The sequence below is a fragment of the Mesorhizobium sp. BHbdii genome (assembly GCF_053848045.1).
This window is the reverse complement of sequence record NZ_JBSPKX010000002.1, coordinates 1-25,860: the sequence shown is the minus strand read 5'-3', so window position 1 is coordinate 25,860 and position 25,860 is coordinate 1. Positions and strand designations below refer to the sequence as shown.

Annotated in this window: 18 protein-coding genes and 2 pseudogenes; 11 read left to right on the top strand and 9 right to left on the bottom strand. The window is 64.5% G+C overall.

From position 1 onward, the window contains the following. The first annotated feature begins 97 nt into the window (after positions 1-97). The 4 genes from hrpB to nhaA all read left to right on the top strand — a co-directional run bounded on the left by hrpB (position 98) and on the right by nhaA (position 6,069). The gene (hrpB, locus tag ACWTU8_RS12800; protein ID WP_455848466.1) at positions 98-2,677 is read left to right on the top strand and encodes an ATP-dependent helicase HrpB; all 2,580 of its coding nucleotides are present in this window, start codon (positions 98-100) and stop codon (positions 2,675-2,677) included. 33 nt (positions 2,678-2,710) lie between these two features. Next, positions 2,711-4,036 (top strand): ActS/PrrB/RegB family redox-sensitive histidine kinase, encoded by a 1,326-nt coding sequence (locus ACWTU8_RS12795; protein ID WP_455849043.1) that lies wholly within the window; start codon positions 2,711-2,713, stop codon positions 4,034-4,036. Positions 4,037-4,100: 64 nt separating this feature from the next. Further along, the gene (locus tag ACWTU8_RS12790; RefSeq protein WP_082982096.1) at positions 4,101-4,664 is read left to right on the top strand and encodes an ActR/PrrA/RegA family redox response regulator transcription factor; all 564 of its coding nucleotides are present in this window, start codon (positions 4,101-4,103) and stop codon (positions 4,662-4,664) included. 208 nt (positions 4,665-4,872) lie between these two features. Further along, positions 4,873-6,069 carry a Na+/H+ antiporter NhaA gene (nhaA, locus tag ACWTU8_RS12785; protein WP_455848465.1) on the top strand — a complete coding sequence of 399 codons (1,197 nt, stop codon included), beginning with the start codon at positions 4,873-4,875 and terminating at the stop codon, positions 6,067-6,069. Between the two features lie 134 nt (positions 6,070-6,203). Here the strand turns inward: nhaA and ACWTU8_RS12780 are convergent, their stop codons facing one another. Continuing rightward, complete coding sequence (locus tag ACWTU8_RS12780) at positions 6,204-6,704, bottom strand: MmcB family DNA repair protein (protein ID WP_455848464.1); 501 nt, start codon at positions 6,702-6,704, stop codon at positions 6,204-6,206. A gap of 172 nt (positions 6,705-6,876) precedes the next feature. Between ACWTU8_RS12780 and ACWTU8_RS12775 the strand changes: the two genes are divergently transcribed. Next, complete coding sequence (locus ACWTU8_RS12775; RefSeq protein ID WP_455848463.1) at positions 6,877-7,071, top strand: DUF1059 domain-containing protein; 195 nt, start codon at positions 6,877-6,879, stop codon at positions 7,069-7,071. Positions 7,072-7,201: 130 nt separating this feature from the next. On the opposite strand, the pseudogene ACWTU8_RS12770 reads toward ACWTU8_RS12775, so the two are convergent. Then, positions 7,202-7,434, bottom strand: a pseudogene (locus tag ACWTU8_RS12770) (hypothetical protein); the annotation flags it as partial. A 274-nt stretch (positions 7,435-7,708) separates the two neighbouring features. On the opposite strand from ACWTU8_RS12770, the gene ACWTU8_RS12765 reads away from it, so the two are divergent. After that, positions 7,709-8,326: a L,D-transpeptidase gene (locus ACWTU8_RS12765; protein ID WP_455848462.1), complete on the top strand. Its 618-nt coding sequence runs from the start codon at positions 7,709-7,711 to the stop codon at positions 8,324-8,326. 197 nt (positions 8,327-8,523) lie between these two features. On the opposite strand, the gene ACWTU8_RS12760 is transcribed toward ACWTU8_RS12765, so the two are convergent. The 3 genes from ACWTU8_RS12760 to trpS form a co-directional block, all read right to left on the bottom strand. Further along, on the bottom strand, positions 8,524-9,093 hold the full coding sequence (locus tag ACWTU8_RS12760; RefSeq protein WP_029347737.1) for a NifU family protein: 570 nt from the start codon (positions 9,091-9,093) through the stop codon (positions 8,524-8,526). Between the two features lie 365 nt (positions 9,094-9,458). Further along, positions 9,459-9,950: a universal stress protein gene (locus tag ACWTU8_RS12755; RefSeq protein WP_029347740.1), complete on the bottom strand. Its 492-nt coding sequence runs from the start codon at positions 9,948-9,950 to the stop codon at positions 9,459-9,461. A 90-nt stretch (positions 9,951-10,040) separates the two neighbouring features. After that, complete coding sequence (gene trpS / locus ACWTU8_RS12750; protein ID WP_455848461.1) at positions 10,041-11,153, bottom strand: tryptophan--tRNA ligase; 1,113 nt, start codon at positions 11,151-11,153, stop codon at positions 10,041-10,043. Between the two features lie 497 nt (positions 11,154-11,650). Here trpS and ACWTU8_RS12745 point away from each other — a divergent pair, with 497 nt between their 5' ends. After that, entirely contained in the window at positions 11,651-11,896 is a 246-nt protein-coding gene (locus ACWTU8_RS12745) for a type II toxin-antitoxin system VapB family antitoxin (protein ID WP_455848460.1), read from the top strand. On the opposite strand, the gene murJ is transcribed toward ACWTU8_RS12745, so the two are convergent. Then, positions 11,893-13,506 carry a murein biosynthesis integral membrane protein MurJ gene (murJ, locus tag ACWTU8_RS12740; protein WP_455848459.1) on the bottom strand — a complete coding sequence of 538 codons (1,614 nt, stop codon included), beginning with the start codon at positions 13,504-13,506 and terminating at the stop codon, positions 11,893-11,895. The genes ACWTU8_RS12745 and murJ overlap by 4 nt on opposite strands. A gap of 46 nt (positions 13,507-13,552) precedes the next feature. Next, positions 13,553-16,354, bottom strand: coding sequence for a [protein-PII] uridylyltransferase (locus tag ACWTU8_RS12735; RefSeq protein ID WP_455848458.1), 2,802 nt, complete (start codon positions 16,352-16,354; stop codon positions 13,553-13,555). Between the two features lie 240 nt (positions 16,355-16,594). Here ACWTU8_RS12735 and ACWTU8_RS12730 point away from each other — a divergent pair, with 240 nt between their 5' ends. The 3 genes from ACWTU8_RS12730 to ACWTU8_RS12720 all read left to right on the top strand — a co-directional run bounded on the left by ACWTU8_RS12730 (position 16,595) and on the right by ACWTU8_RS12720 (position 20,469). Beyond that, positions 16,595-19,099, top strand: a complete 2,505-nt coding sequence (locus ACWTU8_RS12730) for a heavy metal translocating P-type ATPase (protein WP_455848457.1) — start codon at positions 16,595-16,597, stop codon at positions 19,097-19,099. Positions 19,100-19,142: 43 nt separating this feature from the next. Beyond that, positions 19,143-19,544 carry a CopM family metallochaperone gene (gene copM / locus ACWTU8_RS12725; protein ID WP_455848456.1) on the top strand — a complete coding sequence of 134 codons (402 nt, stop codon included), beginning with the start codon at positions 19,143-19,145 and terminating at the stop codon, positions 19,542-19,544. A gap of 79 nt (positions 19,545-19,623) precedes the next feature. Next, complete coding sequence (locus ACWTU8_RS12720) at positions 19,624-20,469, top strand: aldo/keto reductase (RefSeq protein WP_455848455.1); 846 nt, start codon at positions 19,624-19,626, stop codon at positions 20,467-20,469. A gap of 51 nt (positions 20,470-20,520) precedes the next feature. On the opposite strand, the gene mutS is transcribed toward ACWTU8_RS12720, so the two are convergent. Further along, a complete protein-coding gene (gene mutS, locus ACWTU8_RS12715; protein ID WP_455848454.1) occupies positions 20,521-23,271 on the bottom strand; it encodes a DNA mismatch repair protein MutS in 2,751 nt (916 codons plus the stop codon). Between the two features lie 141 nt (positions 23,272-23,412). On the opposite strand from mutS, the gene ACWTU8_RS12710 reads away from it, so the two are divergent. Then, positions 23,413-25,692, top strand: coding sequence for an NADP-dependent malic enzyme (locus ACWTU8_RS12710; protein WP_455848453.1), 2,280 nt, complete (start codon positions 23,413-23,415; stop codon positions 25,690-25,692). A gap of 58 nt (positions 25,693-25,750) precedes the next feature. Here the strand turns inward: ACWTU8_RS12710 and ACWTU8_RS12705 are convergent. Next, a pseudogene (locus ACWTU8_RS12705) lies at positions 25,751-25,860 on the bottom strand (adenosine kinase); the annotation flags it as partial.

Genomic DNA, 25,860 nt, shown 5'->3' with positions numbered 1-25,860 from the left:
CTTTGAGTTGGCCCGCCCCCGGTTGCGCGGCGGCCGCCACCGCTGATATGCGGGCGCTGCGGATCCGCCGCAATTGGATGGATGCATCCTTGGAACAATGACCAGAAAACCCTTGCCGGAGCTTCCGGTCTCCGCCGTGCTGCCGGCGCTCAGCGGAGCGCTCGGCCAAGGCAACAGCGCCGTGCTGGTGGCGCCGCCCGGCGCCGGCAAGACGACGCTGGTGCCGCTGGCGCTGCTCGACGCGCCATGGCTCGGCACGGGAAAGATCATTCTGCTCGAGCCGCGCCGGCTCGCCGCCCGCGCTGCCGCCCGCCGCATGGCCGAACTGCTCGGCGAGGAACCCGGCGAAACAGTCGGCTACGCCATGCGCATGGAAAACCGCACTTCTGCGAGGACCAAAATCCTCGTCGTGACAGAAGGCGTGCTGTCGCGGATGATCCTCGACGATCCGGAGTTGCCCGGTGTCTCGGCGGTATTCTTCGACGAGTTCCATGAGCGTTCGCTCGACGGCGATTTCGGGCTGGCGCTGGCGCTCGACGTGCAAGGTGCGCTGAGGCCCGAGCTGCGATTGCTGGTCATGTCGGCGACGCTTGACGGCGGGCGCGTCTCGCGGCTGCTTTCCGGCGCCCCGGTGATCGAGAGCGAAGGCCGCGCCTTTCCCGTCGACATCCGCTACGACGAGCGGCCGGCCGGCATCGCCATCGAAGACGCCATGGCCAAGGCGATCCGCACGGCCCTTGCCGATGAGAGCGGCAGCGTGCTCGCTTTCCTGCCCGGCCAGCGCGAGATCGAGCGCACCGCCGAGCGGCTGCAAGGCCGCGTCAGTGCCGACACCGATATCGTGCCGCTCTACGGCATGCTCGACAACAAGGCGCAGGACGCCGCGATCAAGCCGGCGCCGTCCGGCCGCCGCAAGGTGGTGCTGGCGACCTCGATCGCCGAGACCTCGATCACCATCGACGGCGTGCGCGTTGTCATCGATTCCGGCCTGTCGCGCCTGCCGCGCTACGAACCGGCCAGCGGCCTGACGCGGCTGGAGACGGTGCGGGTCAGCAAAGCCTCGGCCGACCAGCGCGCCGGCCGCGCCGGGCGCACGCAGCCAGGCGTCGCCATCCGGCTGTGGCGGGCAGAGCAGACGGCGGCGCTTCCCGCCTTCACCCCGCCGGAAATCCTCGAAGCCGATCTGTCGGGGTTGATGCTCGATTGCGCCGCCTTCGGTGTCGTCGACCCGGTGAGCCTTTCGTTCCTCGATCCGCCGCCGGCCCCAGCACTCAACGAGGCAAGGTCGCTGCTTCGTGCGCTCGACGCCATCGACGAGGCAGGGCGCCTGACGGAATCGGGTGCTGCGATGCGCAGGCTGGCGCTGCCGGTGCGGCTGGCCCACATGGTCGCCGACGCGGCAAAGACCGGCCAGGCGTTCGAAGCGGCCATGCTCGCCGTGCTGCTCACCGAGCGTGGCCTTGGCGGCGATGGCGCCGACCTCGAACGGCGGCTGATGCGGTTCCGATCCGAAAGATCGCCGCGCGCCACCGCCGCGCGGCAGCTCGCCGAGCGATTGGCGAAACAGGCCTCAGCCTCCCCCTCGAGGGGAGGGTCGGCGAGCGAGTTGAGCGCAGCGAAGCGAGGGAGGCGGGGTGGGATCGCCGATGGCGTGCCCGATCCGACCCCACCCCGCTCCGCTTCGCGGATCGACCCTCCCCTCGAGGGGGTGGGTAGGGTCGGCGCGCTCCTCATCCATGCCTGGCCGGATCGCGTCGCCAAGGCGCGCGGCGGGCGCGGCCGTTTCGTGCTGGCCAACGGTTCGGGCGCCATGCTCGACGCCGCCGACCCGCTGGCGGGCGCGGCCTGGCTCGTCGTCGCCGATCTGCAGGGCAAGGCGCAGAACGCCCGCATCACGGCAGCAGCGGCGATAGATGAGACCGACATTCGCGCTACGCTTGCGCAAAAAATCGAGACAAGCCGCGAAACCAGCTTCGACCGCGACAGGCGCGCGGTACGCGTGCGCGAAACCGTTCGCCTCGGCGCCATCACGCTGTCCGAACGTATGCTGCCGCCGCCGGCCGGCACTGAGGCGGATCGCGCCATCCTCGACGCCTTGCGCCAACACGGGCTGTCGCTTTTGCCGTGGGGCAAGGAGGCTGAAACGCTGCGTCAACGGCTCGGCTGGCTGCATCGCGGCCTCGGCCCGCCCTGGCCCGATGTTTCCGACGCCGCGCTCGACGATAGCCTCGACGACTGGCTGCTGCCGTATCTCTCCGGCGCGGCGTCCTTTGCGGCGATCGATCCGGGCGTGCTTTCGGCCGGCCTTATGGCATTGGTGCCGCACGATCTCCAGCGCAGGATCGAGGCACTGGCGCCGACCCATTTCGACGCTCCGTCCGGCAGCCGCGTGCCGATCCGCTATGATGGCGAGTGGCCGGTGCTGGCGATCCGCGTCCAGGAGTTGTTCGGTCTCGACCGGCATCCCGCGATCGCCAATGGCACCGTGCCGCTGACGCTCGAGCTTTTATCGCCGGCGCACCGGCCGATCCAGACGACCCGCGACCTGCCCGGTTTCTGGCGCGGCTCCTGGGCCGATGTGCGGGCCGACATGCGTGGTCGTTACCCAAAGCACGTCTGGCCGGAGAACCCGCTTCTCGCCACAGCCACCAGCCGCGCCAAACCGCGGGGGACCTAGCCTTTACCCTTTTCCGGCTATAAATCCTTGGCCATGATAAACATCCTGCGGGCGCCCGACTTCCAGCAAAGCCAGCGGCTGCGCCTTAACACGCTGATCAGGCTGCGCTGGCTTGCCATCGTGGGCCAGAGCCTGGCGGTTATCGTCGTTGCCTATGGGCTGAAGTTCCCGCTGCCCGTCAGTCCCTGCTTCGCGCTGATCGCCTGTTCTGCCTGGATGAACCTGTTGCTGACCTTCCGCTATCCGGCGGCGCATCGGCTGACCCCGCTGCCGGCTTTCGCTATCCTGACCATCGACAGCCTGCAGCTTGCCGGCCTGCTCTACCTGACGGGCGGCCTCACCAATCCGTTTTCAGTGCTGGTCACCGTGCCCGTGGTCATCTCGGCGACGTCGCTGCCGCTGCGCCTGACCGCCATCCTCGGCGCGCTGGTGATGGTGGCGGCGAGCCTGCTGGTGTTCTTCCATCTGCCGCTGCCCTGGTACGAGGGCGCGCCGCTGGAGATGCCGTTCATTTATGTCGCCGGCATGTGGATGGCGGTGTTTTCCTCGATCGCCTTCACCGCGATCTATGCCTTCCGCGTCGCCGAGGAAGCCCGGCTGCTCGCCAACGCGCTTGCCGCCACCGAGCTGGTGCTGCAGCGCGAGCAGCATTTGTCGGCACTGGACGGTCTTGCCGCCGCCGCCGCGCATGAGCTGGGCACGCCGCTTGCCACCATCACGCTTGTCGCCAAGGAGATGGAGAAGGCGCTCCGCAACGATCCGAAATACGGCGAGGACGTGACGCTGCTGCGCTCGCAGAGTGAGCGTTGCCGCGAAATCCTCAAGCGCCTGACCAGCCTGTCTTCCGAGGGCGAGGCGCATCTCTCCCGCATGCCGCTAACTTCGCTGGTCGAGGAGATGACGGCCCCGCACCGCGATTTCGGCATCTCGATCAAGCTTCGCCCTGGCGAGCGCATCGGCCCCGAACCGGTCGGGCGGCGCAATCCCGGCGTCATCTACGGCCTCGGCAATCTGGTCGAGAATGCCGTCGACTTTGCCCGTAAGAGCGTCACCGTGCGCTGGAGCTGGAACGAGGCCGCCGTCACCTTCTCGATCACCGACGACGGACCGGGTTTCCCTCCCGAAATCATCGACCGCATCGGCGAGCCCTATATGTCGACGCGCCAGGGCACCGAGGCTGGCGGCGGCCTCGGACTGGGGCTTTTCATCGCCAAGACCTTGCTTGAACGCTCGGGGGCCACGCTCGATTTCCGCAATTCCAACGAACCGGGCGAGGGCGCCGTCGTGCAGATATCGTGGCCGCGCAGCGTCTTCCTCAACCCTGAATCGGCTTCGGCCACCATGTTTGACACGGCTTGAATTGGACAATAGCGCTCCAAAACTATATCTGCGTAAAAATCGGGCAGCAGGAATTTAGAAGACGATGAACGGCGACGAAACGATTGGCGCAATGGTTGAAGGCGAGGACACCTCGCTGCTGATCGTCGACGACGACAAGCCGTTCCTCACGCGCCTTGCCCGCGCCATGGAAACCAGGGGTTTCGTGGTCGAAACCGCCGAGAGCGTCGAGGAGGCGGTGGCCAAGGCGCGCGCCAACCCGCCCGCCTATGCCGTGGTCGACATGCGGCTCGCCGACGGCAACGGTCTCGACGTCGTTGCCGCCATCCGCGAGAAGCGCGACGACGCCCGCGCCATCATCCTCACCGGCTACGGCAACATCGCCACCGCAGTGACGGCGGTGAAGCTGGGGGCCATCGACTACCTGTCGAAGCCGGCCGATGCCGACGACATTTTCGCCGCACTCACCCGCACGGCGGGCGAACGCGCCGCGCCGCCTGAAAACCCGATGTCGGCCGACCGCGTGCGCTGGGAGCACATCCAGCGCGTCTACGAAATGTGCGACCGCAACGTCTCCGAGACCGCGCGCCGGCTCAATATGCACCGCCGCACGCTGCAGCGGATACTGGCCAAGCGCGCGCCGCGCTGACGCCTGACCGAACCGAAGGTTCGTGTCGGCGAATGGCGGAATCGGTTTTCGCTGGGGATCACGCGCAAACTCAAAGTGCTACAGCGTGCTTTGCGCGCCCCAAAGGACACGCAGCGCTATAGAGGCTTGCGCCGCCATTGGCGGTTACGCATCATCGCATCGGGTGATGTTGGCCCTGCCGGCGGGTAGACGACGCGAGGGAGACGACATGCAGGACCAGAAGCAACGGCCGGTCTCCATTTTTCGCGAATTCCTCGACAGCGAGGCGGCAGGCGGCATCGTCCTGATGGCAGCCGCGGCACTGGCCCTGATCGTCGCCAATTCGCCGCTGGCCGAAGCCTATTTCGACGCCCTTCACGCCTATCTCGGACCGCTCAGCGTATCGCACTGGATCAATGACGGCCTGATGGCCGTGTTCTTCCTGCTGGTCGGCCTGGAGATCAAGCGCGAGATGCTGGATGGCCAGCTCTCGACCTGGCCACGGCGCGCCCTTCCTGGCATCGCCGCCGCCGGCGGCATGCTGGTGCCGGCACTTGTCTACGTCGCCATCAACCGCGACAACCCGGCCGCTCTGTCCGGCTGGGCGATCCCGACCGCCACTGACATCGCGTTTGCGCTCGGCGTGCTGTCGCTGCTCGGCAGCCGCGTGCCGGGGTCGCTGAAGGTATTCCTCACCGCGCTCGCCATCATCGACGACCTCGGCGCGGTCATCATCATCGCGGTGTTCTACACGACCGGCCTGTCGCTCGCCTATCTCGGCGCCGCCTTCGCGGTCATCGCTCTGCTGATCGTGCTCAACCGCATGAAGGTGCTGACGCTGGTGCCCTACATCCTGCTCGGTGTCGTCCTGTGGGTGCTGGTGCTGAAATCGGGCGTCCATGCCACGCTCGCCGGCGTGGCGCTGGCCCTGACCATACCTTTAAAAGTCTCACCCGGCATCAGCCATGATCTCGACCATTCGCCGCTGTACCGGCTCGAGCACGGCCTGCACAGAATAGTGCCGTTCGTCGTCATCCCGATCTTCGGCTTCGCCAATGCCGGCGTTTCGCTCGCCGGCCTGAGCGCAGCCGCCCTGGTCGAGCCGCTGACGCTGGGAGTCGCCGCCGGCCTCGTCGCCGGCAAGCTGGTCGGCGTGTTCGGTTCTTCCGCGCTTGCCATCCGGCTCGGCTTCGCCGACCTGCCGGTCAATGCCGGCTGGCTGCACATGATCGGCATGTCGCTGCTCTGCGGCATCGGCTTCACCATGAGCCTGTTCATCGGCCTGCTCGCCTTCGCCAGCAATGTCGAGCTGCAGGACGCGGTGAAAGTCGGCATCCTCGCCGGATCCTTCATCGCCGCGATCCTCGGCGCCGCCGTGCTGCTGGTCGCGCCGGCGGCGAATGGGGCGGACGAGGAAGAAGAGTAGAGACGGTTTGCAGCTCTTGGGTTCCTCGCCCCTGCGAAGCGGGGGAGAGGTGGCCCGGCGAAGCCGGGACGGAGAGGGGGCGCGACATCCGCGAAGTCAGAGCCGGTGAGGGACAGGCGCCCGACGTTGAAACCCTACTCACTCTCCCCATCCAGCGCCGGCACCGAGACGCCGGCGAGTTCCGCCGCGAGCAGCCGCGATGCACCGGCCCGCGCGATCCTCAGCATCAGCGCCTTGCGTGTCGCCGCCGCCATGCGGTGCTCGGGCGCATCGCGCAGGATTTCGGCGCCATAGCCGTCGGAAAGGATAAAACCGCATTCCTCGGGAAAGATCTCCGAGGGCACGCCGGGATGCGTGGCGAAGAAGAAGCGGTCCGAATGCAGCCGGTAGTCCGGCCATTTGCGGTCGACCCTGAAATCCTCGATCGAGGATTTGATCTCGATGATCCAGATGTCACCCTGCCGGGTCAGCGCGACGAGGTCGGCGCGACGCCCGGTCGCCAGTGACAGTTCGGGCAGCACATGCGCGCCCATCTCCTTGAGCAGCCGCTGCACGCCACGCCGCACGAGCATGGCGCGCTCCGACTGACGGCCGTCGATAAGGGGGTTGAAAAAGATAGGCGAGATGATTGGCATGGGAGCACCATGCCAGACTTTGTTCACGGTTTGAACCCGTTTTCTTCAGGCGATTATCTGTCTGACAACCCAACGGCTGTAATAGCATTGGTCGAGCGCTAAAAGGTTCGCCCTTCCACAAGGCGGGCGCTCTGAATCCAGGCCATTTCGTGCTATCCTGCCGAAGGGAGGAATGAGCCATGGCCTACACATATCGTTGCAGGACTATCCCGGCAATGAAGCCTGCCCGGCCTCGTTCACAGCCGCGACCGAAGAAGAGGCGATGAAGCATGTCGAATTGCACGGCAAGCTCGCCCACGGGGAAGACCCGTCGCAGTGGTCGCCGGAAGACCGTCAGCAGGTCAAAAAGCTAATTCGCAATTCGTAGCCGACCCGGAAGGCGAGTCGCACTACCCAGCCGTATGGAAATGGCCCCCGTATAGGAACTTGCCACGCGAGGACTCGTTAACCGATTCGAGTCAAGAGGCTGGTATGGCTTTTCACGGCAAATCACTTTACGATCCCGTTGAACCTCGGGGGAGGCGGCCGGCCGCGATCTCGCGCACGTCATGGCTGGCGCGGCTGCGGTCCCGGTAGAGCACCATCAGCTGGCGGCAGTCGTCGATCGAAAAGCCGAGATTGCGCGCGCGGCGCAGGAAAGTCAGCCGGTGGATGTCGTCGCCGCAATAGTCGCGTAGCCGTTGCCGGCGCGCTGCGGCCGGATCAGGCCGATCTGCTCATAGTAGCGAATGGTCTTGGCCGGCAGGCCGGAACGCTGGGCGGCATCTCCGACATTCATGATGAGTTCCTTGACTTGCGGCGGCTTGGCGGGCCGCCCCATTGAATTTCCTACATAATCTTATGATCGCCGTTGCCGAAAAGCCACAGTTGAGGACTTACCGGCATGTAAGCCCCTGCATATAGGCATCGCGCGCTTGGCAAGCAAAGCAAATGCCAGCATGAATGATGGCGACAAAGCGGCCGTCTCGAGCCGCTCTATTTCGGGCGGGGCATCGGACCTTTTCATGCGCATGAAGTCATTCGCGATCGTCGCCGCACTTGCGCTGTCGATGGCTATTGCTGGTTGCAGCACCATCGGCTCGCAGATATTCACCAACAACTATGGCCCGATGACCGATGCGGGCTATCAACTGCCGCGCATTCCGATCGAAAAGGTGCCGTTCAAGTATCGCCGGCAGGTCGTTAGCTACGCCACCGATGAAAAGCCGGGCACCATCGTCGTCGATACGCAGAACAAGTTTCTCTATTATGTCATGGGCGGCGGCGAGGCGATGCGTTACGGGATCGGCGTCGGCCGCGAGGGTTTTGAATGGCGCGGCACCGCCCGTATCGCGCTGAAGCGCGAATGGCCGACCTGGACGCCGCCTTCGGCGATGATCAAGCGCCAGCCGGAGCTCGCCAAGTTTGCCGGCGGCATGGAGCCGGGATTGACCAACCCACTCGGCGCGCGCGCCCTGTATCTGTTCAACAAGGGCGGCGATTCGGGCTACCGGCTGCATGGCAGCCCGGAGTGGAACTCGATCGGCAAGGCGATGTCGTCGGGCTGCATCCGGCTGATGAATCAAGACATTATCGACCTTTACGACCGCACCTCGGTCGGCGCTAAAGTGATAGTCTTGTAAAAACTTTCATACGCGGACCGTCTAGGCAACAAATGGACGTCGCAGAACAGAAAACCGGGCACTTTGGCCCGGTTTTTTGTTATCGGGCCAGAACAATCGCTTCAGACAAAAGACGTTGTCGATCCTGGCGGCGCAAACCCGAAGCGATTGCCCTGGCTATCGCGCGAAGGCGGATTGGCGTTCTTTGAGCCGGGTCTCTAAGAGACCTGTTCGACCTGCTGCACCTCCGGCACAAAATGCCGGAGCAGGTTCTGGATGCCGTGCTTCAGCGTCGCCGTCGATGACGGGCAGCCGGCGCAGGCGCCCTTCATGTGCAGGAACACGGTGCCGTTCTCGAAGCCGCGGAAGGTGATGTCGCCACCGTCCTGGGCGACGGCCGGGCGCACCCGCGTGTCGAGCAGTTCCTTGATGGTGATGACCAATTCCTCGTCGGCCTTGTCGTAGAATTCGCCGGTCTGGCTGGTCTCGGCAGCGGGGCCGGCCTTGGCCATCACCGGCGCGCCGGACATGAAGTGCTCCATGATGGCGCCAAGGATCGCCGGCTTCAGATGCTGCCAGTCGGGCCCGTCCTTGGTCACGGTGATGAAATCATAGCCGAAGAAGACGCCGGTGACGCCGGGGATCTCGAACAGCCGGCCGGCCAGCGGCGAAGCCGTAGCGGCGCTGTCGGCATCGCGGAAATCGGCGGTGCCTTCGACAAGCACTTCCTTGCCGGGCAGGAACTTCAATGTCGCCGGGTTTGGCGTCGATTCGGTCTGGATGAACATGGATGTCTCCGTGCCCATTCGGGCAGATAGTTTGGAATAATTCTAAATAGGCCTTATCGGCGGGACATTCAAGCGAAAGGCATCGCCGGAACGGCCGCCCGAGAGAATGAATTTTCTTCTGCAGCACCGCGCGTCCTTATTGGACGTGCAGGGCTGCAGCACTTCGATTTTTGCGCTGGCCAGGGATTTTGCGCTTAGGGTGTTGAAGATTCAGGTCAGGCCGCGTCGGAGTCGAAGATGGGCGCGAAGCGACCAGACTGGGTGGCTTCCGAGGACCGGAGCGGAGCGTACTCTTGGGTACGTGAGCACCGGAAGCGCAGGAAACCGCCATCCGCAGTCCAGCATCACCTGAATATCAACATACCTTAGGCCAGGCTGTCGATCTCTTCGTCCGACAGGTTCTGCGGCACCACCGTCACCGGGATGGGAAAGGCGGCGCCCTTGCCGGCGACCGCGCCGACCAATGGCCCCGGGCCCTCTTTACCGGCGCCGGCCGCCAGCACGAGGATGGCGATATCCTGGTCTTCCTCGATCAATTTGTGGATCTCTTCCGTCGGCTTGCCTTCGCGCACCACCAGTTCCGGCTCGATGCCAAGCTTTTGGCGCACCTTGTTGGCGTACGCATCAAGCGCCGCCCGCGCGGTGGCGGTGGCCTCCTCGCGCATGATCTTCTCGACACCCAGCCAATGCTGGAAATCGTCCGGTTCGATCACATAGAGCAGCACCAGCACGCCGCTGGTGCTCTGCGCGCGCTTCGAGGCGTAGGCGACGGCCCGCTCGCATTCGGGCGTGTCGTCGATGATCGCCAGGAATTTGCGGCGATGGCCGGCTTCGCGGCTGAGGCGTTTGGAGACCATATTCACCCTGTTCGATGGTTTCGGTCGCAATCTGCCACCGCCACAGCCCGGCCGCAAGCGACTGGCGGGTGCAGCGATGTTGGGTGCAGATCAGCCTTGCAGCAGGCCGATGATGTCGCGCACGGTCTTCATCGTCGCTTCGGCCAGTGTGCCGGCGCGTTCGCCGCCATCCCTCAGCACCGCGTCGACATATGCGCGGTCGTCGGAAATGCGGCGCATCTCGCCGGCGACCGGCGCCAGCTTTTCCACGGCAAGGTCGGCCAGCGCCGGCTTGAACACCGAAAACTGCTGGCCGCCGAACTCTTTCAGCACCGCCTCCTTCGATATCTCGGCCAGACCCGCATAGATGCCGACCAGGTTTTCGGCTTCCGGCCGGCCGGCAAGGCCGTCCAATTCACTTGGCAATGGCTCGGGGTCAGTCTTGGCCTTGCGGATCTTCTTCGAGATGCTGTCGGCATCGTCGGTCAAATTGATGCGCGATAGATCCGACGGGTCCGACTTCGACATCTTCTTGGAGCCGTCGCGCAGCGACATGATGCGCGCCGCCGGTCCGCCGATGATCGGCTCGGTCAGCGGGAAAAAACCGTTCACCGTCTCCTCGCCGACCTTCATCTCGACGCCGACGCCAATGCCGGCGATGCGGTCCGAAAAGTCGTTGTTGAATTTTTGCGCGATGTCGCGTGTCAGCTCCAGATGCTGCTTCTGGTCATCGCCGACCGGCACGTGGGTGGCGCGGTAGACGAGGATGTCGGCCGCCATCAGGCTCGGATAGGCAAGCAGCCCGAGCGATGCATTCTCGCGGTCCTTGCCGGCCTTGTCCTTGAACTGCGTCATCCGGTTCATCCAGCCGATGCGGGCCACGCAGTTGAAGATCCAGGCAAGCTCGGCGTGCTGCATGACCCGCGACTGGTTGAAGACGATGTGCTTCTTCGGGTCGATGCCGGAGGCGAGAAACGCCGCGGTGATCGAGCGTGTCTGGTCCTTGAGATCGTCATGGACAAGCTGCGCGGTCAGCGAATGCAGGTCGACGACGCAATAGATGCAATCGGAGGTGTCCTGCAGGGCGACGAATTTCTTGATGGCGCCGAGATAGTTGCCGAGATGCAGATTGCCGGTCGGCTGGACGCCGGAAAAGACAAGTGGCTTGAAGGCAGACTGATTGAACGAAGGCTGATTGAAGGCGGGCTGATTGGAGTCAGTCATGGTGTTTCCCTGGCTTGTGGAGGGCCGTTTCGCACGCGGCGAAAGTCTTTCGACGGCGCGCTTATGGACGAGAGCGGGGAGCGGATCAAGAGGTTGTCGGCTAGCACGGCGGGGCAAATCGCTTCGGGCCAGATTGCTTGTTCCATACTGTTTGAGGCATCGCGCTTGTTGCGCTTGTCGCTCGGCTTGACAGGCCGACGCTGCCCCTCATTGTCCTGCCGGACATTTCTCCCCGTAAAGAGACGGGGAGAAAGACGCCGTCATCCCCGCTTTCACCGGTCGCTAACGTTGCAGGAAGGCCGCCGGCATTGCGGCCAGCTACTTTCTCCCCGTAAAACGGGGAGAAATGCCCGGCAGGGCAATGAGGGGCGGCGCCGACAGCGACAATTGGGCCACGGCTTGTTTCAAGCGATTGCCTGGCCAACGTCGTGGGAAAGCAGCGGTGTTCCGTGTATGATAGTGGAACGAATTCCGCCGTACCGTCCGATGAGAACGGGATGACCATCACCATCAACAACGAGCAGGCGGACAGGTTGACGCGAGCCTTCGCCAAGGTCGAAGGCGTCGGCATCACCGAGGCGATTGTGATTGCCATGCGTGAAGCTCTGGAGCGCCGGCGCAATCGTGAGACGCCGCTGGAAACGGCGGCACGGCTTCGGGCCGAGTTCGGGATTGAGCTTAGCGAGCAAGCGCGCAACCCGCTGCCGCGCTCGGTCTATGACCAACTGTCCTGTGAAGACTAATGCTTGTCGACAGAGCCGCTATCGTTCGGCTCATTGACAGGCGGCGATCCCTTCCGCCTGACATTGCGCCGAATCATGCCGAAATCGGCGCCGCCGGTGGCGAAGGCGGTGACGAAATAAAGCAACGCTCCGCCGGCAACCAGCGCGAGAAGCGTCGTAGCCTTGACGACCAGCGGTGAGCCCGAGGCCAGTTGGGCGGCAAACCAGCGCTCGGCAAAATAGAGCGCCGCCCCCATCACCGCCGCCGACAGCACCAGCCGTGGGATGCGTCTCATGAGTGGTACGTCGCGGCCCCAGTGACCGCGCCGGATCAGCACGCCGAGCAGCATCAGCGCATTGACCCAGCCGGCGACGGCCGAGGCGACGGCGATGCCCGGCGCGCCCATCTGCGGAAACAGCGTCAGCGCGGTGGTGATGTTCACCGCCACCGAGATGGCGGCGAAGATCATCGGCGTGCGCGTGTCTTCGCGGGCGAAATAGCCGGGCGTGAACGCCTTGATCAGCACAAAAGCTGGCAAACCCAAGCCGAAGATCGCCAGGATTGCCGCCACGATTGGCGTCGAGTTGTTGGCGGCAAATGCCCCGCGTTCGTAGACCAGCCCCACGATCGGCTCCGACATGACCAGCAGTGCCGCCGCCGCCGGCAACGTCAGGAACAAGGTGAACTCCACCGACCGGTTCTGCAGATTGGCCGCTTCGATCAGATTGCCTGACTTCAGCGCCCGCGACAGCTCGGGCAGAAGCACGATGGCGACGGCGACGCCGACGACGCCGAGCGGCAGCTGGTAGATACGGTCGGCATAGGCGAGCGACGACACCGCACTGTCCTGCGCCGAGGCGATCGCGGTGCCGATCAGCTGGTTGATCTGAGTGATGCCGCCGGTGATTGCCGCCGGCAGCGCCAGGATCAGCAGCCGCTTGACATTGGGTGTCATCTTTGGCCTGCGGAAACCGATCGAGATGCCGGCATGGCGCACCGCCACCCAAACGATCGCCAGTTGCACCAGCCCCGCCGCCAGCACGCCCCAGGCCAACGCGAAGCCGACGGTGCGCGCGTCCGATCCCTTGTGCCAGGAATAGGCGAGCACGCCGATCAGGATGATGTTGAGGAACACTGGCGCCACCGCGGCGGCGAAATAGCGGCGCAGCGAATTCAGCATGCCGGCCATCATGGCGCCGAGCGACATGCAGATCAGGTAGGGAAACATGATGGTCGCAAGCCGGACCGTCATCTCGAACTTTCCCGGCGTGTCGGCAAAGCCCGGCGCCACCAGGTAGCGCACGATCAGCGGCATCGCCAGTTCCATGGCCATCGTCAGCGCCAGCAGCGCCGTGAACAGCACGCCGAACACCTCTTCCGAAAAGCGCTTGGCGCCATCGGTGCCGTGGGTCTCGATTTCCTTGGCGAACAGCGGCACGAAGGCGGCATTGAAGGCGCCTTCGGCAAACAGCCGGCGAAAGGTATTGGGAAACTGGAACGCAGCGTTGAAGGCGTCGGCAATCGGCCCGGTGCCGAGTGCGGCCGCCATCAGCATCTCGCGGCCGAAGCCGAGGGCACGGCTCATCAGCGTGCCGGAAGCGACCGTCGCGAACTTTTTGACAAGGCTCATGCGTCTGGAGACTGCCTGCAGGATTGGGACAAATAAATGGTGGTTGTCACTCGGCCGCGGCCTTGCCCTTGCCGCCGCGCTCCGGCACGGTGCCTTCGAGAACTGTGACCAGCCTGTTTTGGATGGCGGCCATGCGCGTCAGGCTGTCGATCTTCTGGCCGGTGAGATCGGTGACATAGAAGGTATCGATGACCTTTTCGCCGAAGGTGGTGATGTGTGCCGACGCGATGTCGAGCGACAGGTCGGACAACGCCCCGGTGATCTCGGACAGCAGGCCCGGCCGATCCAACCCCTCGACCTCGATCACCGAGAACCGGTTCGAAAGCGTGTTGCGGATTTCAGCGCGCGGCGGGATGCGGAAGACCTTGGCGCCGCGCCGCGGCTTGGTGCGCTTCTCGATCATCTCCGGCAGCCAGCTCTTGCCCGACAGGACATCCTCGATCAGGCGGCCGACGCGCCCGGCGCGGCGGCGTTCGTCTTCGTCGCGGTCGAATTCCCTCGAGATCAGGATGGTGTCCAGCGCGCGGCCATCGGCGGTGGTGAAGATCTGCGCGTCGACAATGTTGCCGCCGGCCGCCACACATGCCCCGGCAATGACCGAAAGCAGGCGGGGATGGTCCTGCGCCAGCACGGTGATCTCGGTCACCGCCTCGAACTGATGGGTCTTGATCATCGTGGCGAGCTTCTTGCCCGCCGCATCCGCCTCGCGGATGAATTCGGCGTGGCGAAGCTGGTCGGCGAGATCGACCGTCAGCAGATAGTTCTCGTAGTGCAGGCCGACATAGCGCTTGCGGGCTTTTTCGGACCAATCGGCAAGCGCTTCGGCCAGCCGCTCGCGTGCCGCCGCCGTTCGCTCGGCGCGCGACACTTCCGAAAATCCCCCGGTCAACAGCAATTCGGTCTCATAGTAGAGCGTGCGCAGCAATTGGCCTTTCCAGCCGTTCCAGACGCCCGGCCCGACGCCTCTGATATCGCAGACGGTGAGGATGAGCAGCAGCTTCAGCCGTTCGACCGACTGCACGATCGCGGCGAAATCCTCGATTGTCTTGCGGTCGTTGAGATCGCGGGTCTGTGCCGTCATCGACATGACGAGGTGGTTCTCGACCAGCCAGGCAACTGTTTCGGTGTCGGCCGCCGACAGCCCCATATGCGGGCAGATGCGCCGCGCGATCCGGGCCCCCACCTCGGAATGGTCCTCGGGCCGTCCCTTGGCGATGTCGTGCAAAAGCACCGCGACGTAGAGCGCCTCGCGGCTTTTCTTCAGCCCCGGCATCAGCGTGTGGGCGAGCGGGTGGATCTTTTCACCGTCGCCACGCTCGATCTCGGCCAACACGCCGATACAGCGGATCAGGTGCTCGTCCACCGTATAGTGGTGGTACATCGAGAACTGCATCATGGCGACGATCTTGCCGAAATCCGGGATCAGCTTTGCCAGCAGTCCCGCCTCGTTCATGCGCCTGAGATTGAGTTCGGCATTGCGGTCCGATGTCAATATGTCGAGGAACAGCCGGTTGGCTTCCTCGTCGCGCCTGAGCGCCTTGCCGACGAGGCCGAGCGAACGGGTCAGCAGCTTCAGCGCATCGGGGTGAAATTCCAGCCCGTGCTTGTCGGCGAACCAGAACAGCCTCAAGAGATTGACCGGATCGCGCTCGAACACCAGGTCGTCGGCGACGTTGATGCGATGGTTGTCGATAATGAAATCGGACGTGCCGGCAAGCTTGCGCTTACGGCGCGAGAAGGTGAGGAAGATGCGGTTGAAGCCCGGCACATGCTTGGCCTGCTCTTCCTCGAGTGCAGCGCAGAAGATGCGGGTGAGATCCCCGACATCCTTGGCGACGAGGAAGTAATGCTTCATGAAGCGCTCGACCGCCGACAGGCCCGGATGTGTGGTGTAGCCCAGCCGCTCGGCGATCTCGCGCTGGATGTCGAAATGCAGCCGTTCCTCGGCTTTGCCGGTGAGGAAATGCATGTGGCAGCGCACCGCCCACAGGAAATCCTCGGCCTTCTGGAACTCCCGGTATTCGGTGCCGGTGAAGACGCCCTTGTCGACCAGCTCCTCGCCTGTGCGCACCCGGTAGAAATACTTGCCGATCCAGAACAGCGTCTGCAGGTCGCGCAGGCCGCCTTTGCCGTCCTTGACGTTTGGTTCGACCAGGTAGCGGCTTTCGCCGGCCTTGGCATGGCGCTCGTCGCGTTCGGCAAGCTTGGCCTGTACATATTCGGGCCCGGTCGTGCGCACCACCTCGCGGTCGAAACGCTGCAAGAGCTCGTCATAGAGCTTCTGCTCGCCCCACAGGAAACGCGCTTCCAGGATCGAGGTGCGGATGGTGATGTCGGTGCGCGACAGCCGCAGGCATTCGTCGATGTTGCGGGTGGCGTGGCCGACCTTCAGCCCCAGATCCCAAAGTATGTAGAGCATGTGTTCGACGATCTGCTCGCCCCATGGCGTCTGCTTGTAGGGCAGCAGGAAGAGGAGATCGATGTCGGATCCCGGCGCCAGCGTGCCGCGGCCATAGCCGCCGACTGCGACGACGGCCATGCGTTCGGCCGATGACGGGTTTTTGACGCGATAGACATGGGTGGCGGCGAAATCGTAGAGCGCGCGGATGATCTCGTCCATGAGATGCGACAGCCGGGCGGCGCAGGCGGTGCCACTGCCGTCGTCCATTAGCATGCGTTCGGCGATGCTGCGGCCAGTGGTCAGCCTGCCCTTGAGAAGCTGGAGAACACCGGCGCGCGCAGCCTTGCCGGAGCCGTCGCCTGCCGTGGCCGCGGTCAGCGCCGTCATCTCGCAGCGCAAGGCTTGGCTGTCGATCAGTTCATCGAGCTTTAGAGAGATTCTTGCCATAAGTGCCGTTCGGCCTCGCCGTTTTGGCGGCGTCTATAGCGCGTTTTCGCGGCGCTGGGTATGGGGCGGACGGACACGCTCTCCACGGAGTCGTCGATGGCATGCGGCGGCGGCTGGATGCGGGATTGTCCGCCGGCGGTTTGGCGCGCCTCGGCAAGAAAAACAGAAATTGGTCCTTGACCTTCCAGTCACTGGAAGCACTACCTCCGTTTCAGAACCGAGACACAGGGGCATTTCCGCATGACGCATTCCGACCATGACCATCACGCCCATAGCGGCTGCTGCGCGGCAAAAGCTGTTCCGTCCGTCGCCGACGCCGTCATTCGCGATGCGGTCTGCGGCATGACCGTCGATCCGGCCGCCGGCAAGCCGACAGCCGAGCATGGCGGCCATCTCTATCATTTCTGCAGCGAGCGCTGCCGTTCGAAATTCACGGCCGAGCCGGAAAAGTACCTTAGCGCCACCGACCCGGTCTGCGGCATGCGTGTCCACCGTGCCGCCGCGAAGCACTTTTCCCGGCATGAAGGCCAGGGCTTCTATTTTTGTTCGGCCGGCTGCAAGGTGAAATTCGAGGCGGAGCCGGCAAAGTATCTTGGCGACAAGCCAGAGCCGCAGGCGATGCCGAAAGGCACGCAATACACCTGTCCGATGCATCCCGAAATCGTCCGCAACAAGCCGGGCGCATGCCCGATCTGCGGCATGGCGCTGGAGCCGATGGGCGTGCCGACCGGCGATGAGGGGCCGAACCCGGAACTGGTCGACTTCACGAGGCGGTTCTGGGTGAGCGCCGTGTTGTCGGTGCCATTGCTGATATTCGCCATGGCGCCAATGCTCGGCGTGACGTTTAGCGCCTTCATCAAGGATTCGGCGAAGATCTGGGTGGAATTGGCGCTGGCCAGCCCGGTTGTGCTGTGGGCGGCATTCCCTTTCTTCCATCGTGGCTGGGATTCGGTTCTCAACCGCAGCCCCAACATGTGGACGCTGATTTCGCTCGGCGTTGGTGCGGCCTATCTCTACAGCGTCGTCGCCGCGCTGTTCCCGGATATTTTTCCGCACCAGTTCCGGGGTCATGAGGGCACGGTGCCGGTCTATTTCGAGGCGGCCGCCGTCATCGTGGCGCTGGTTTTCCTCGGCCAGGTGCTGGAGTTGCGCGCCCGTGAGAAAACCGGCTCGGCGATCCGCGCGCTGCTCGACCTCGCGCCGAAGACCGCGCGGCTGATCGGCGAGGACGGTTCCGAAAACGACGTGCCGCTCGACACGGTCAAGGCCGGCGATCGCCTGCGCATCCGCCCCGGCGATGCCGTGCCGGTCGACGGCATCGTGCTGGAAGGCCGCTCTTCCATTGACGAATCGATGCTGTCAGGCGAGCCGCTGCCGGTCGAAAAGACCGAAGGCGACCCGCTCACCGGCGGCACGCTCAACAAGAACGGTTCGCTGATCATGCGCGCCGAGAGGATCGGCGCCGAAACCACGCTGGCGCGGATCGTCGAGCTCGTCGCCAAGGCGCAGCGTTCGCGCGCGCCGATCCAGGGTCTGGCCGACCGCGTCTCCTTCTATTTCGTCCCGGCCGTCGTGGTGGTTGCGATCGTTGCGTTCATCGCCTGGGCGATCTTCGGGCCGCAACCCAGCCTGGTCTTTGCCATCGTCTCTGCGGTCTCGGTGCTGATCATCGCCTGTCCTTGCGCGCTAGGGCTTGCCACGCCTATGTCGATCATGACCGCCACGGGGCGCGGCGCGCATGCCGGCGTGCTGATCAAGCATGCCGAGGCGCTCGAACGCTTTGCTTCGGTCGACACGCTGATCGTCGACAAGACCGGCACATTGACCGAAGGCCGGCCGAGATTGACCGACCTCGTCACGGCCGAAGGCATAACGCAGGATGATCTGCTGGCATTTGCCGCCGGCCTCGAAAAAGGCTCGGAGCATCCGCTGGCCGAGGCGATCGTCGAAGGCGCCCGTGAACGCGGGGTAAAGATTCCCGACGTCGGCGGTTTCGACGCGGTGACCGGCAAGGGCGTTTCCGGCACGGTGTCGGGAAAGAACGTCGCGCTCGGCAACGCCGCGATGATGGCCGATCTCGGCATCGATATCGCATCCATCTCGACCAGCGCCGAAGCGCTGCAGGCCCAAGGCAAGACCGCGATGTTCGTCGCCGTCAGCAAGAAACTGGCCGGCATCGTCGCCGTCGCCGACCCGATCAAGGCAACGACATCAGAAGCGATCAAGGCGCTGCACGACCGCGGCCTCAAGATCATCATGGCGACCGGCGATAACGAACGCACGGCGAAAGCCATCGCCAGCAAACTCGGCATCGACGAGGTGCGTGCCGGCCTGCTGCCGGAACAGAAGAGTGCGCTGGTCGAGGAGTTGCGCGCCAGGGGCGCCGGCGTCGCCATGGCCGGCGACGGCGTCAACGACGCGCCGGCGCTGGCCGCCGCCGATGTCGGCATCGCCATGGGCACCGGCGCCGATGTAGCGGTCGAAAGCGCTGGGATCACGCTGGTCAAGGGCGATCTCAACGGCATCGTCCGGGCCCGCACGCTCGCCCAGGCGACGATCCGCAACATCCGCCAGAACCTGTTCTTCGCCTTCCTCTACAACGTGCTTGGCGTGCCGGTTGCCGCCGGCGTGCTCTATCCGCTCACCGGCACGCTATTGTCGCCGATGATTGCGGCAGCGGCGATGAGCCTGTCCTCGGTTTCGGTCATCACCAACGCGTTGCGGCTCAGGACGTTGAGACTCTGAGCCAAGCCTCCAGATAGAAATTCGTTCAAAAAGGAGATCATGAATGACCTTGGCCAAGAAGATCGTGCTGCTGCTGATGGCGGCCGGAATGCTGCTTGCCGTTTTCCTCGAAAGCATTCCGTCGCAAGCCCAGGAGATGAAACACGACAAGGGGGCGCACGACATGGGCGCGATGGGCGCGCAAAGCCCCTCGACCGACGGGTACAAGGCGGCGATGGACAAGATGCACACCGCCATGATGGCGATCGAACCTTCCGGCAATACCGATGTCGATTTCGCCCGCGGCATGATCCCGCATCATCAGGCCGCAATCGACAAGGCCAAGATCGAGCTTGCCAATGGCAAGGATCCGGAAATGCGGAAAATGGCCGAAGCGGTGATCGCGGCGCAGGAAGCCGAGATCAAGCAGATGCAGGATTGGCTGGCCGCCCATCCGGTGGAGTAGCACCAGGCAGCTCGCGGGAAATCCGGGGTGGATTTCTCCCGGAGGGTGTGCTGCCATCGGGCGTCGACTGGAGCGCGCCATGCCATCAACGATAAGAACCACCACATTGCCCTCGGGCGAAGCCCTTCCCGTGCTGGGTCAAGGCACGTGGAGGATGGGCGAGGATTTCAGCCGCCATGCCGATGAGGTCAACGCGCTGAAGCTCGGGCTCGATCTCGGCATGACGCTGATCGACACCGCCGAAATGTATGCCAGCGGCGGGGCCGAGGAGGTGGTGGCGGATGCCATTGCCGGGCGCCGCGACGAGGTGTTCCTGGTCTCCAAGGTGCTGCCGTCCAACGCCTCGCGCATCGGCGTTCCGGCGGCCTGCGACAGAAGCCTCAGGCATCTGCGCACCGACCGTATCGATCTCTATCTGCTGCACTGGCCCGGCAGCCTGCCTCTGGCGGAAACGGTCGAGGCCTTCGACGCGTTGAAAAAGGCCGGCAAGATCCGCCACTGGGGCGTCAGCAATTTCGACACCCATGAGATGGACGAACTGGTCAGCCTGCCGGCCGGCGACAGCGTCCAGACCAACCAGATCCTCTACAATCTGTCCCAGCGCGGCCCCGAATTCGACCTTGCGCCCTGGAGCCGGCAACGCGGCATTCCGCTGATGGCCTATTCGCCGGTCGATCAGGGCGTATTGGCGCGCAATACCACGCTCGAAGCCATCGCCGCCCGCCACAATGCCACGGCGGCTCAGTTGGCGCTGGCCTGGCTGATGGCACAGGACGGCGTCATCGCCATCCCAAAGGCCGGCAGGCAAGAGCATGTCCGCCAGAATGTCGCTGCGTTGGACATCGAGCTCACCTCGGAAGATTCCGCAGAAATCGACCGTACCTTCCCGCCACCGACCCGCAAGCGCGGGCTGCAGATGATTTGAGGTGGCGCAGGACCTAGGGTCGCGTTCCCTGCGCTATCGTACGAAGCCTGACTACTTCCCCGCCATTCCCTTCAGCCGATAAAGCGCTTCCAGCGCCTCCCTCGGCGTCATCTCGTCGGGATTGATCTCCCCTAGCGCCGCGCTTAGTCCATCGCTCCTTGCCGGCTTCGGCGCCTCTCGTTTCACCGCCACCGAAAACAGCGGCAGATCGTCGACCAGCCGGTTTGCCTTGCCTGAAACCTCGCCCGCTTCCAGCTGGTGCAGCACTTCCCTGGCCCGCCCGACCACCGCTTCCGGCAGGCCGGCCAGACGCGCCACCTGCACGCCGTAGGAGCGGTCGGCGGCACCCTTGCCGACCTCGTGCAGGAAGACCACGTCGCCCTCCCATTCCTTGACCCGCATGGTGACGTTGTGCAGCCGAGCGAGTTTGCTGGCCAGCGCCGTCATCTCGTGGAAGTGGGTGGCGAAGATCGCCCGGCAACGGTTCTTCTCGTGCAGATACTCGACCGCCGCCCAGGCGATCGACAGGCCGTCGAAGGTAGCTGTGCCGCGGCCGATCTCGTCCAGGATCACCAGCGCGCGTTCGCCGGCCTGGTTGAGGATCGCCGCCGTTTCGACCATCTCGACCATGAAGGTCGAGCGGCCGCGCGCCAGATCGTCCGAGGCCCCGACACGTGAAAACAGCCGGTCGACGACGCCGATATGGGCTGATGCCGCCGGCACGAAGGAGCCGGTCTGGGCGAGGATGGCGATCAGCGCGTTCTGCCTGAGGAAGGTCGATTTGCCGCCCATATTGGGGCCGGTCAGCAGCCAGATCGCGCCGTTCTTGGCATCGCCTTCCGGCGATAGATCGCAATCATTGGCGACGAACGATCCTTCGCCCGAACGCCGCAGAGACTGTTCCACCACCGGATGTCGTCCGCCAGAAATTGCGAAGGCGAGGCTGGCGTCCACCACGGGCCGGCACCAGGCTTCGCTTTCGGAAAGCAGCGCAATTGCCGCCGACACGTCGAGCACGGCAAGCGCTTCTGCGCCGCCGCGAATCTTGTCCGCCTGGCCGACCGCTTCCGCCGTTAGCCTGTCGAAGGCGGCAAGCTCGATCGCCAGCGCCCGGTCGGCGGCATTGGCGATCTTCGATTCCAGCTCGGCGAGTTCGGTCGTGGTGAAGCGCATGGCATTGGCCATGGTCTGACGATGGATGAAGCGCGCCTTCGCTCCATCGCTGCTCGTCATGATCGCATGGTGGTTGGCGGTGACTTCGATATAATAGCCAAGCACATTGTTGTGCCGGATTTTCAGCGAGCGGATGCCGGTTTCGTCGATCAGAGAGCGCTCCAGCCCGGCAATCACCTTGCGCGATTCATCCCGCAGTGCCCGCATTTCGTCGAGCTCAACGTGGTAGCCGCTGCGGACGAAGCCGCCGTCGCGCTTGAGCAGCGGCAGCTCGTCACTGAGCGCCTGCGTCAGATGCTCGGCCAGCGGACGTGGCAGCGCCTCGATCGCCGCCAGCGCCGCCGCCAGTTCTTGCGGAAGGGCGGTCGCCCCGAACAGTTCGGCAATAGTGCCGGCAGCCTCGAACCCGGCACGCAGCGCGCCGAGATCGCGCGGGCCGCCGCGGTTGAGCGCCAGCCGCGACAGGGCGCGAGGCATGTCGGCGACGCTCTTCAGGCTCGCCCGCACCGCCTGGCACAGTCGTGTCTCCGACCGGAAGAACGACACCGAATCCAACCTTGCACCAATTGCTGCCGGATCGGTCAGCGGCGCCATCAGCCGGTCGGCGAGCAGTCGCGCCCCACCGCCGGTCACCGTGCGGTCGATCGCCTTGAACAGCGAGCCCTCGCGGCTGCCGGAAAGGGTGCGCAGCAGCTCCAGATTGGCGCGTGTCGCCGGATCGATGAACAGCGTCGAACCCTGCTCCTCGCGCTCGGGCCGCGACAGCGGCGGCCGCTCGGCCTTCTGCGTTTTTTCGACATAAGCGATAGCGCCTGAGATCGCCGATAGCTCGGCGCGGGAAAACGTGCCGAAACTGTCCGGCGTCGCCACCTCGAAGAAACGGGCGATGCGCCCGGCGGCTGATGCTGAGTCGAACAGGCTCGGCGGCTGCGGATTGGCGACCCGGCCGAGCACGTCGAATACCGGTTTCAGCTCGGGATCGTAAAACACCGGCTCGGCGACAATCAGCTCGCGCGGGTCGACGCGAAAGACATCGGCGAGCAGCCGGTCTGCGGTGGTCTCGGCAACGCGGAAGGCGCCGGTCGAGATCTCGATCCAGGCCAGCGCAAAACTTCCTTGGTTTCCTGTCGCGCTGCCGCGCTCCCCGCCTCTTGGCTCGGCCCCGCCCTTGACCCGGCCAAGCGCCATCAAAAAGCTCGATTCCGACGGCGCCAGCAACTTGTCCTCGGTGATGGTGCCGGGCGTCACCAACCGCACCACGTCGCGGCGCACCACCGACTTTCCGCCGCGTTTCTTCGCCTCGGCCGGATCCTCGATCTGCTCGCAGACGGCGACGCGGAACCCTTGTCCGATCAGCTTCTGCAGGTAGTCGTCGGCGGCATGCACCGGCACGCCGCACATCGGGATGTCGAGGCCCTGGTGCTTGCCGCGCTTGGTCAGGACGATGCCGAGCGCCCGGCTCGCCTTCTCGGCGTCGTCGAAGAACAGCTCGTAGAAATCGCCCATGCGGTAGAACAGCAGCGAATCCGGGTTCGCCGCCTTGATCTCGATATACTGCTCCATCATCGGCGTCGCCGGCGCAAAGGCCGGCGTAGCGCTGTCGCTGCGAATGGGCGTTTCGTCGTTCAAGAAGCTGCTTCCAAAATTCCCGAGCTATCTGCTTGGCGGTTTACAGCGGCGAAGTGTAGCCTTAATCCCGAACGTTCCACAAAAGAAAGCATTGCGCCCGTCTCGACGAGGTGCTGCACGGGTGAGGAAATCGAAAGCATCATGGCCAGGAAAACCGAAAACCCCGGGCCCTCCGTCAGTGCGCAGGAGGCGCTGGAATTCCACGCCATGGGCCGTCCCGGCAAGCTGGAGATCGTCGCCACCAAGCCGATGGCCACCCAGCGCGACTTGAGCCTCGCCTATTCGCCGGGTGTCGCGGTTCCGGTCCTCGCCATCGCCGAGGATCCCAGCCGCGCATTCGACTATACGGCGCGCGGCAATATGGTCGCGGTCATTTCCAACGGGACCGCCATCCTCGGCCTCGGCAATCTCGGCGCGCTGGCCGCCAAGCCGGTGATGGAAGGCAAGGCGGTGCTGTTCAAGCGCTTCGCCGATGTCGATTCCATCGATCTCGAGGTCGACACCGAGGATGCCGACGAGTTCATCAACTGCGTGCGCTTCCTCGGGCCCTCCTTCGGCGGCATCAACCTGGAAGACATCAAGGCGCCGGAATGCTTCATCATCGAGCAGCGGCTGCGCGAACTGATGGACATACCGGTCTTCCACGACGACCAGCACGGCACCGCCATCATCTCGGCCGCCGGCCTGATCAACGCGCTGGAAATCACCGGCCGCGACATGAAGACCACGAAAATGGTCTGCAATGGCGCGGGTGCGGCTGGCATCGCCTGCATCGAGCTGATGAAGGCAATGGGCTTTGCGCCTGAAAACATCATTCTGTGCGACACCAAAGGCGTCGTCTTCCAGGGCCGCACAGAAGGCATGAACCAGTGGAAGTCGGCGCACGCCGTCAAGACCGACGCGCGCTCGCTAGCCGAGGCGCTGGACGGCGCCGACGTGTTTCTCGGCCTGTCCGCCAAGGGCGCACTGACCACCAAGATGGTGCAGTCGATGGCCGAGAAGCCGATCATTTTCGCCATGGCCAATCCCGATCCGGAGATCACGCCGGAGGAAGTCGCCGAAATCCGCACCGATGCCATCATGGCCACCGGGCGTTCGGACTATCCGAACCAGGTCAACAACGTGCTCGGCTTCCCCTACATCTTCCGCGGCGCGCTGGACGTGCGGGCGACCACCATCAACGACGACATGAAGATTGCCGCGGCGCGGGCGCTGGCCGAACTGGCGCGCAAGGATGTGCCCGACGACGTCGCCGCCGCCTACCAGGGCATGCGGCCGAAATTCGGCCCCAATTACATCATCCCGGTGCCGTTCGATCCGCGCCTGATCTCGGCCATTCCGATCGCGGTTGCCAAGGCAGCGATGGAGTCCGGCGTCGCGCGCAAGCCGATCCTCGACCTCGACCGTTACGCGCAGGAGCTCTCCGCCCGCCGCGATCCGATCGCCTCGACCCTGCAGCGCATCTACGACCGCGTGCGCCGCCAGCCCAAGCGCATCGTTTTCGCCGAGGGCGAGGAGGAGCAGGTGATGCGCGCCGCCGTCTCCTATGTGAACCAGCGGCTCGGCACCGCCATCCTGCTCGGCCGCGACGACATCATCAAGGAGAACGCCAGGAACGCCGGCATCGAGCTGAACAAGCAAGGCATCGAGATCATCAATGCGCGGCTGTCGCGCCGCAATGGCGTCTACACCGACTATCTCTACGAGCGCATGCAGCGCAAGGGCTTCTTGTTTCGCGACTGCCAGCGCCTGATCAACAACGACCGCAACCATTTCGCCGCCTGCATGGTGGCACTGGGTGATGCCGAAGGCATCGTCACCGGCGTCACCCGCAACTACTCGACGGCGCTCGACGACATCCGCCGTGTCATCGACGCCAAGCCCGGCCACCGCGTCATTGGCGTTTCGATCGTGCTGGCGCGGGGCCGAACCGTGATCGTCGCCGATACCGCCGTGCACGACATGCCCAATGCCGAACAGATCGCCGACATCGCCGAGGAAGCCGCCGGCTTTGCCCGCCGCATGGGTTATGAACCAAGGCTCGCCATGCTCGCCTATTCCACCTTCGGCCATCCGCAGGGTGAGCGCTCAGAGCGCGTCCAGGAAGCGGTGCGCATCCTCGACAAGCGGCGCGTCGATTTCGAGTATGACGGCGAGATGGCCGCCGACGTGGCGCTCAATGCGCGCGCCATGGCGCAATACCCGTTCATCCGGCTGACCGGCCCTGCCAATGTGCTGATCATGCCGGCCTTCCACTCGGCCTCGATCTCGACCAAGATGCTGCAGGAACTCGGCGGCTCGACGGTCATCGGCCCGCTGCTGGTCGGATTGGACAAGCCGGTTCAGATCGTCTCGCTCAACGCCAAGGACAGCGACATCGTCAACATGGCGGCGATCGCGGCGTATACGGCGGGGGCGTGAGGAACGGACGTCTCTGCCTTCTCCCATAAGGGAGAGAAGGAAGAGACGACGTCGAGCCCTACAGCAGCCCTGCCTGCTCAGCCTCGTGGCGCAAATTCTGCCGCGGCCTTGGCCCGATCTGCTGGATGACCAGTCCGGCCGCCAGCGAGCCGAGGTCGCCGCAATCCT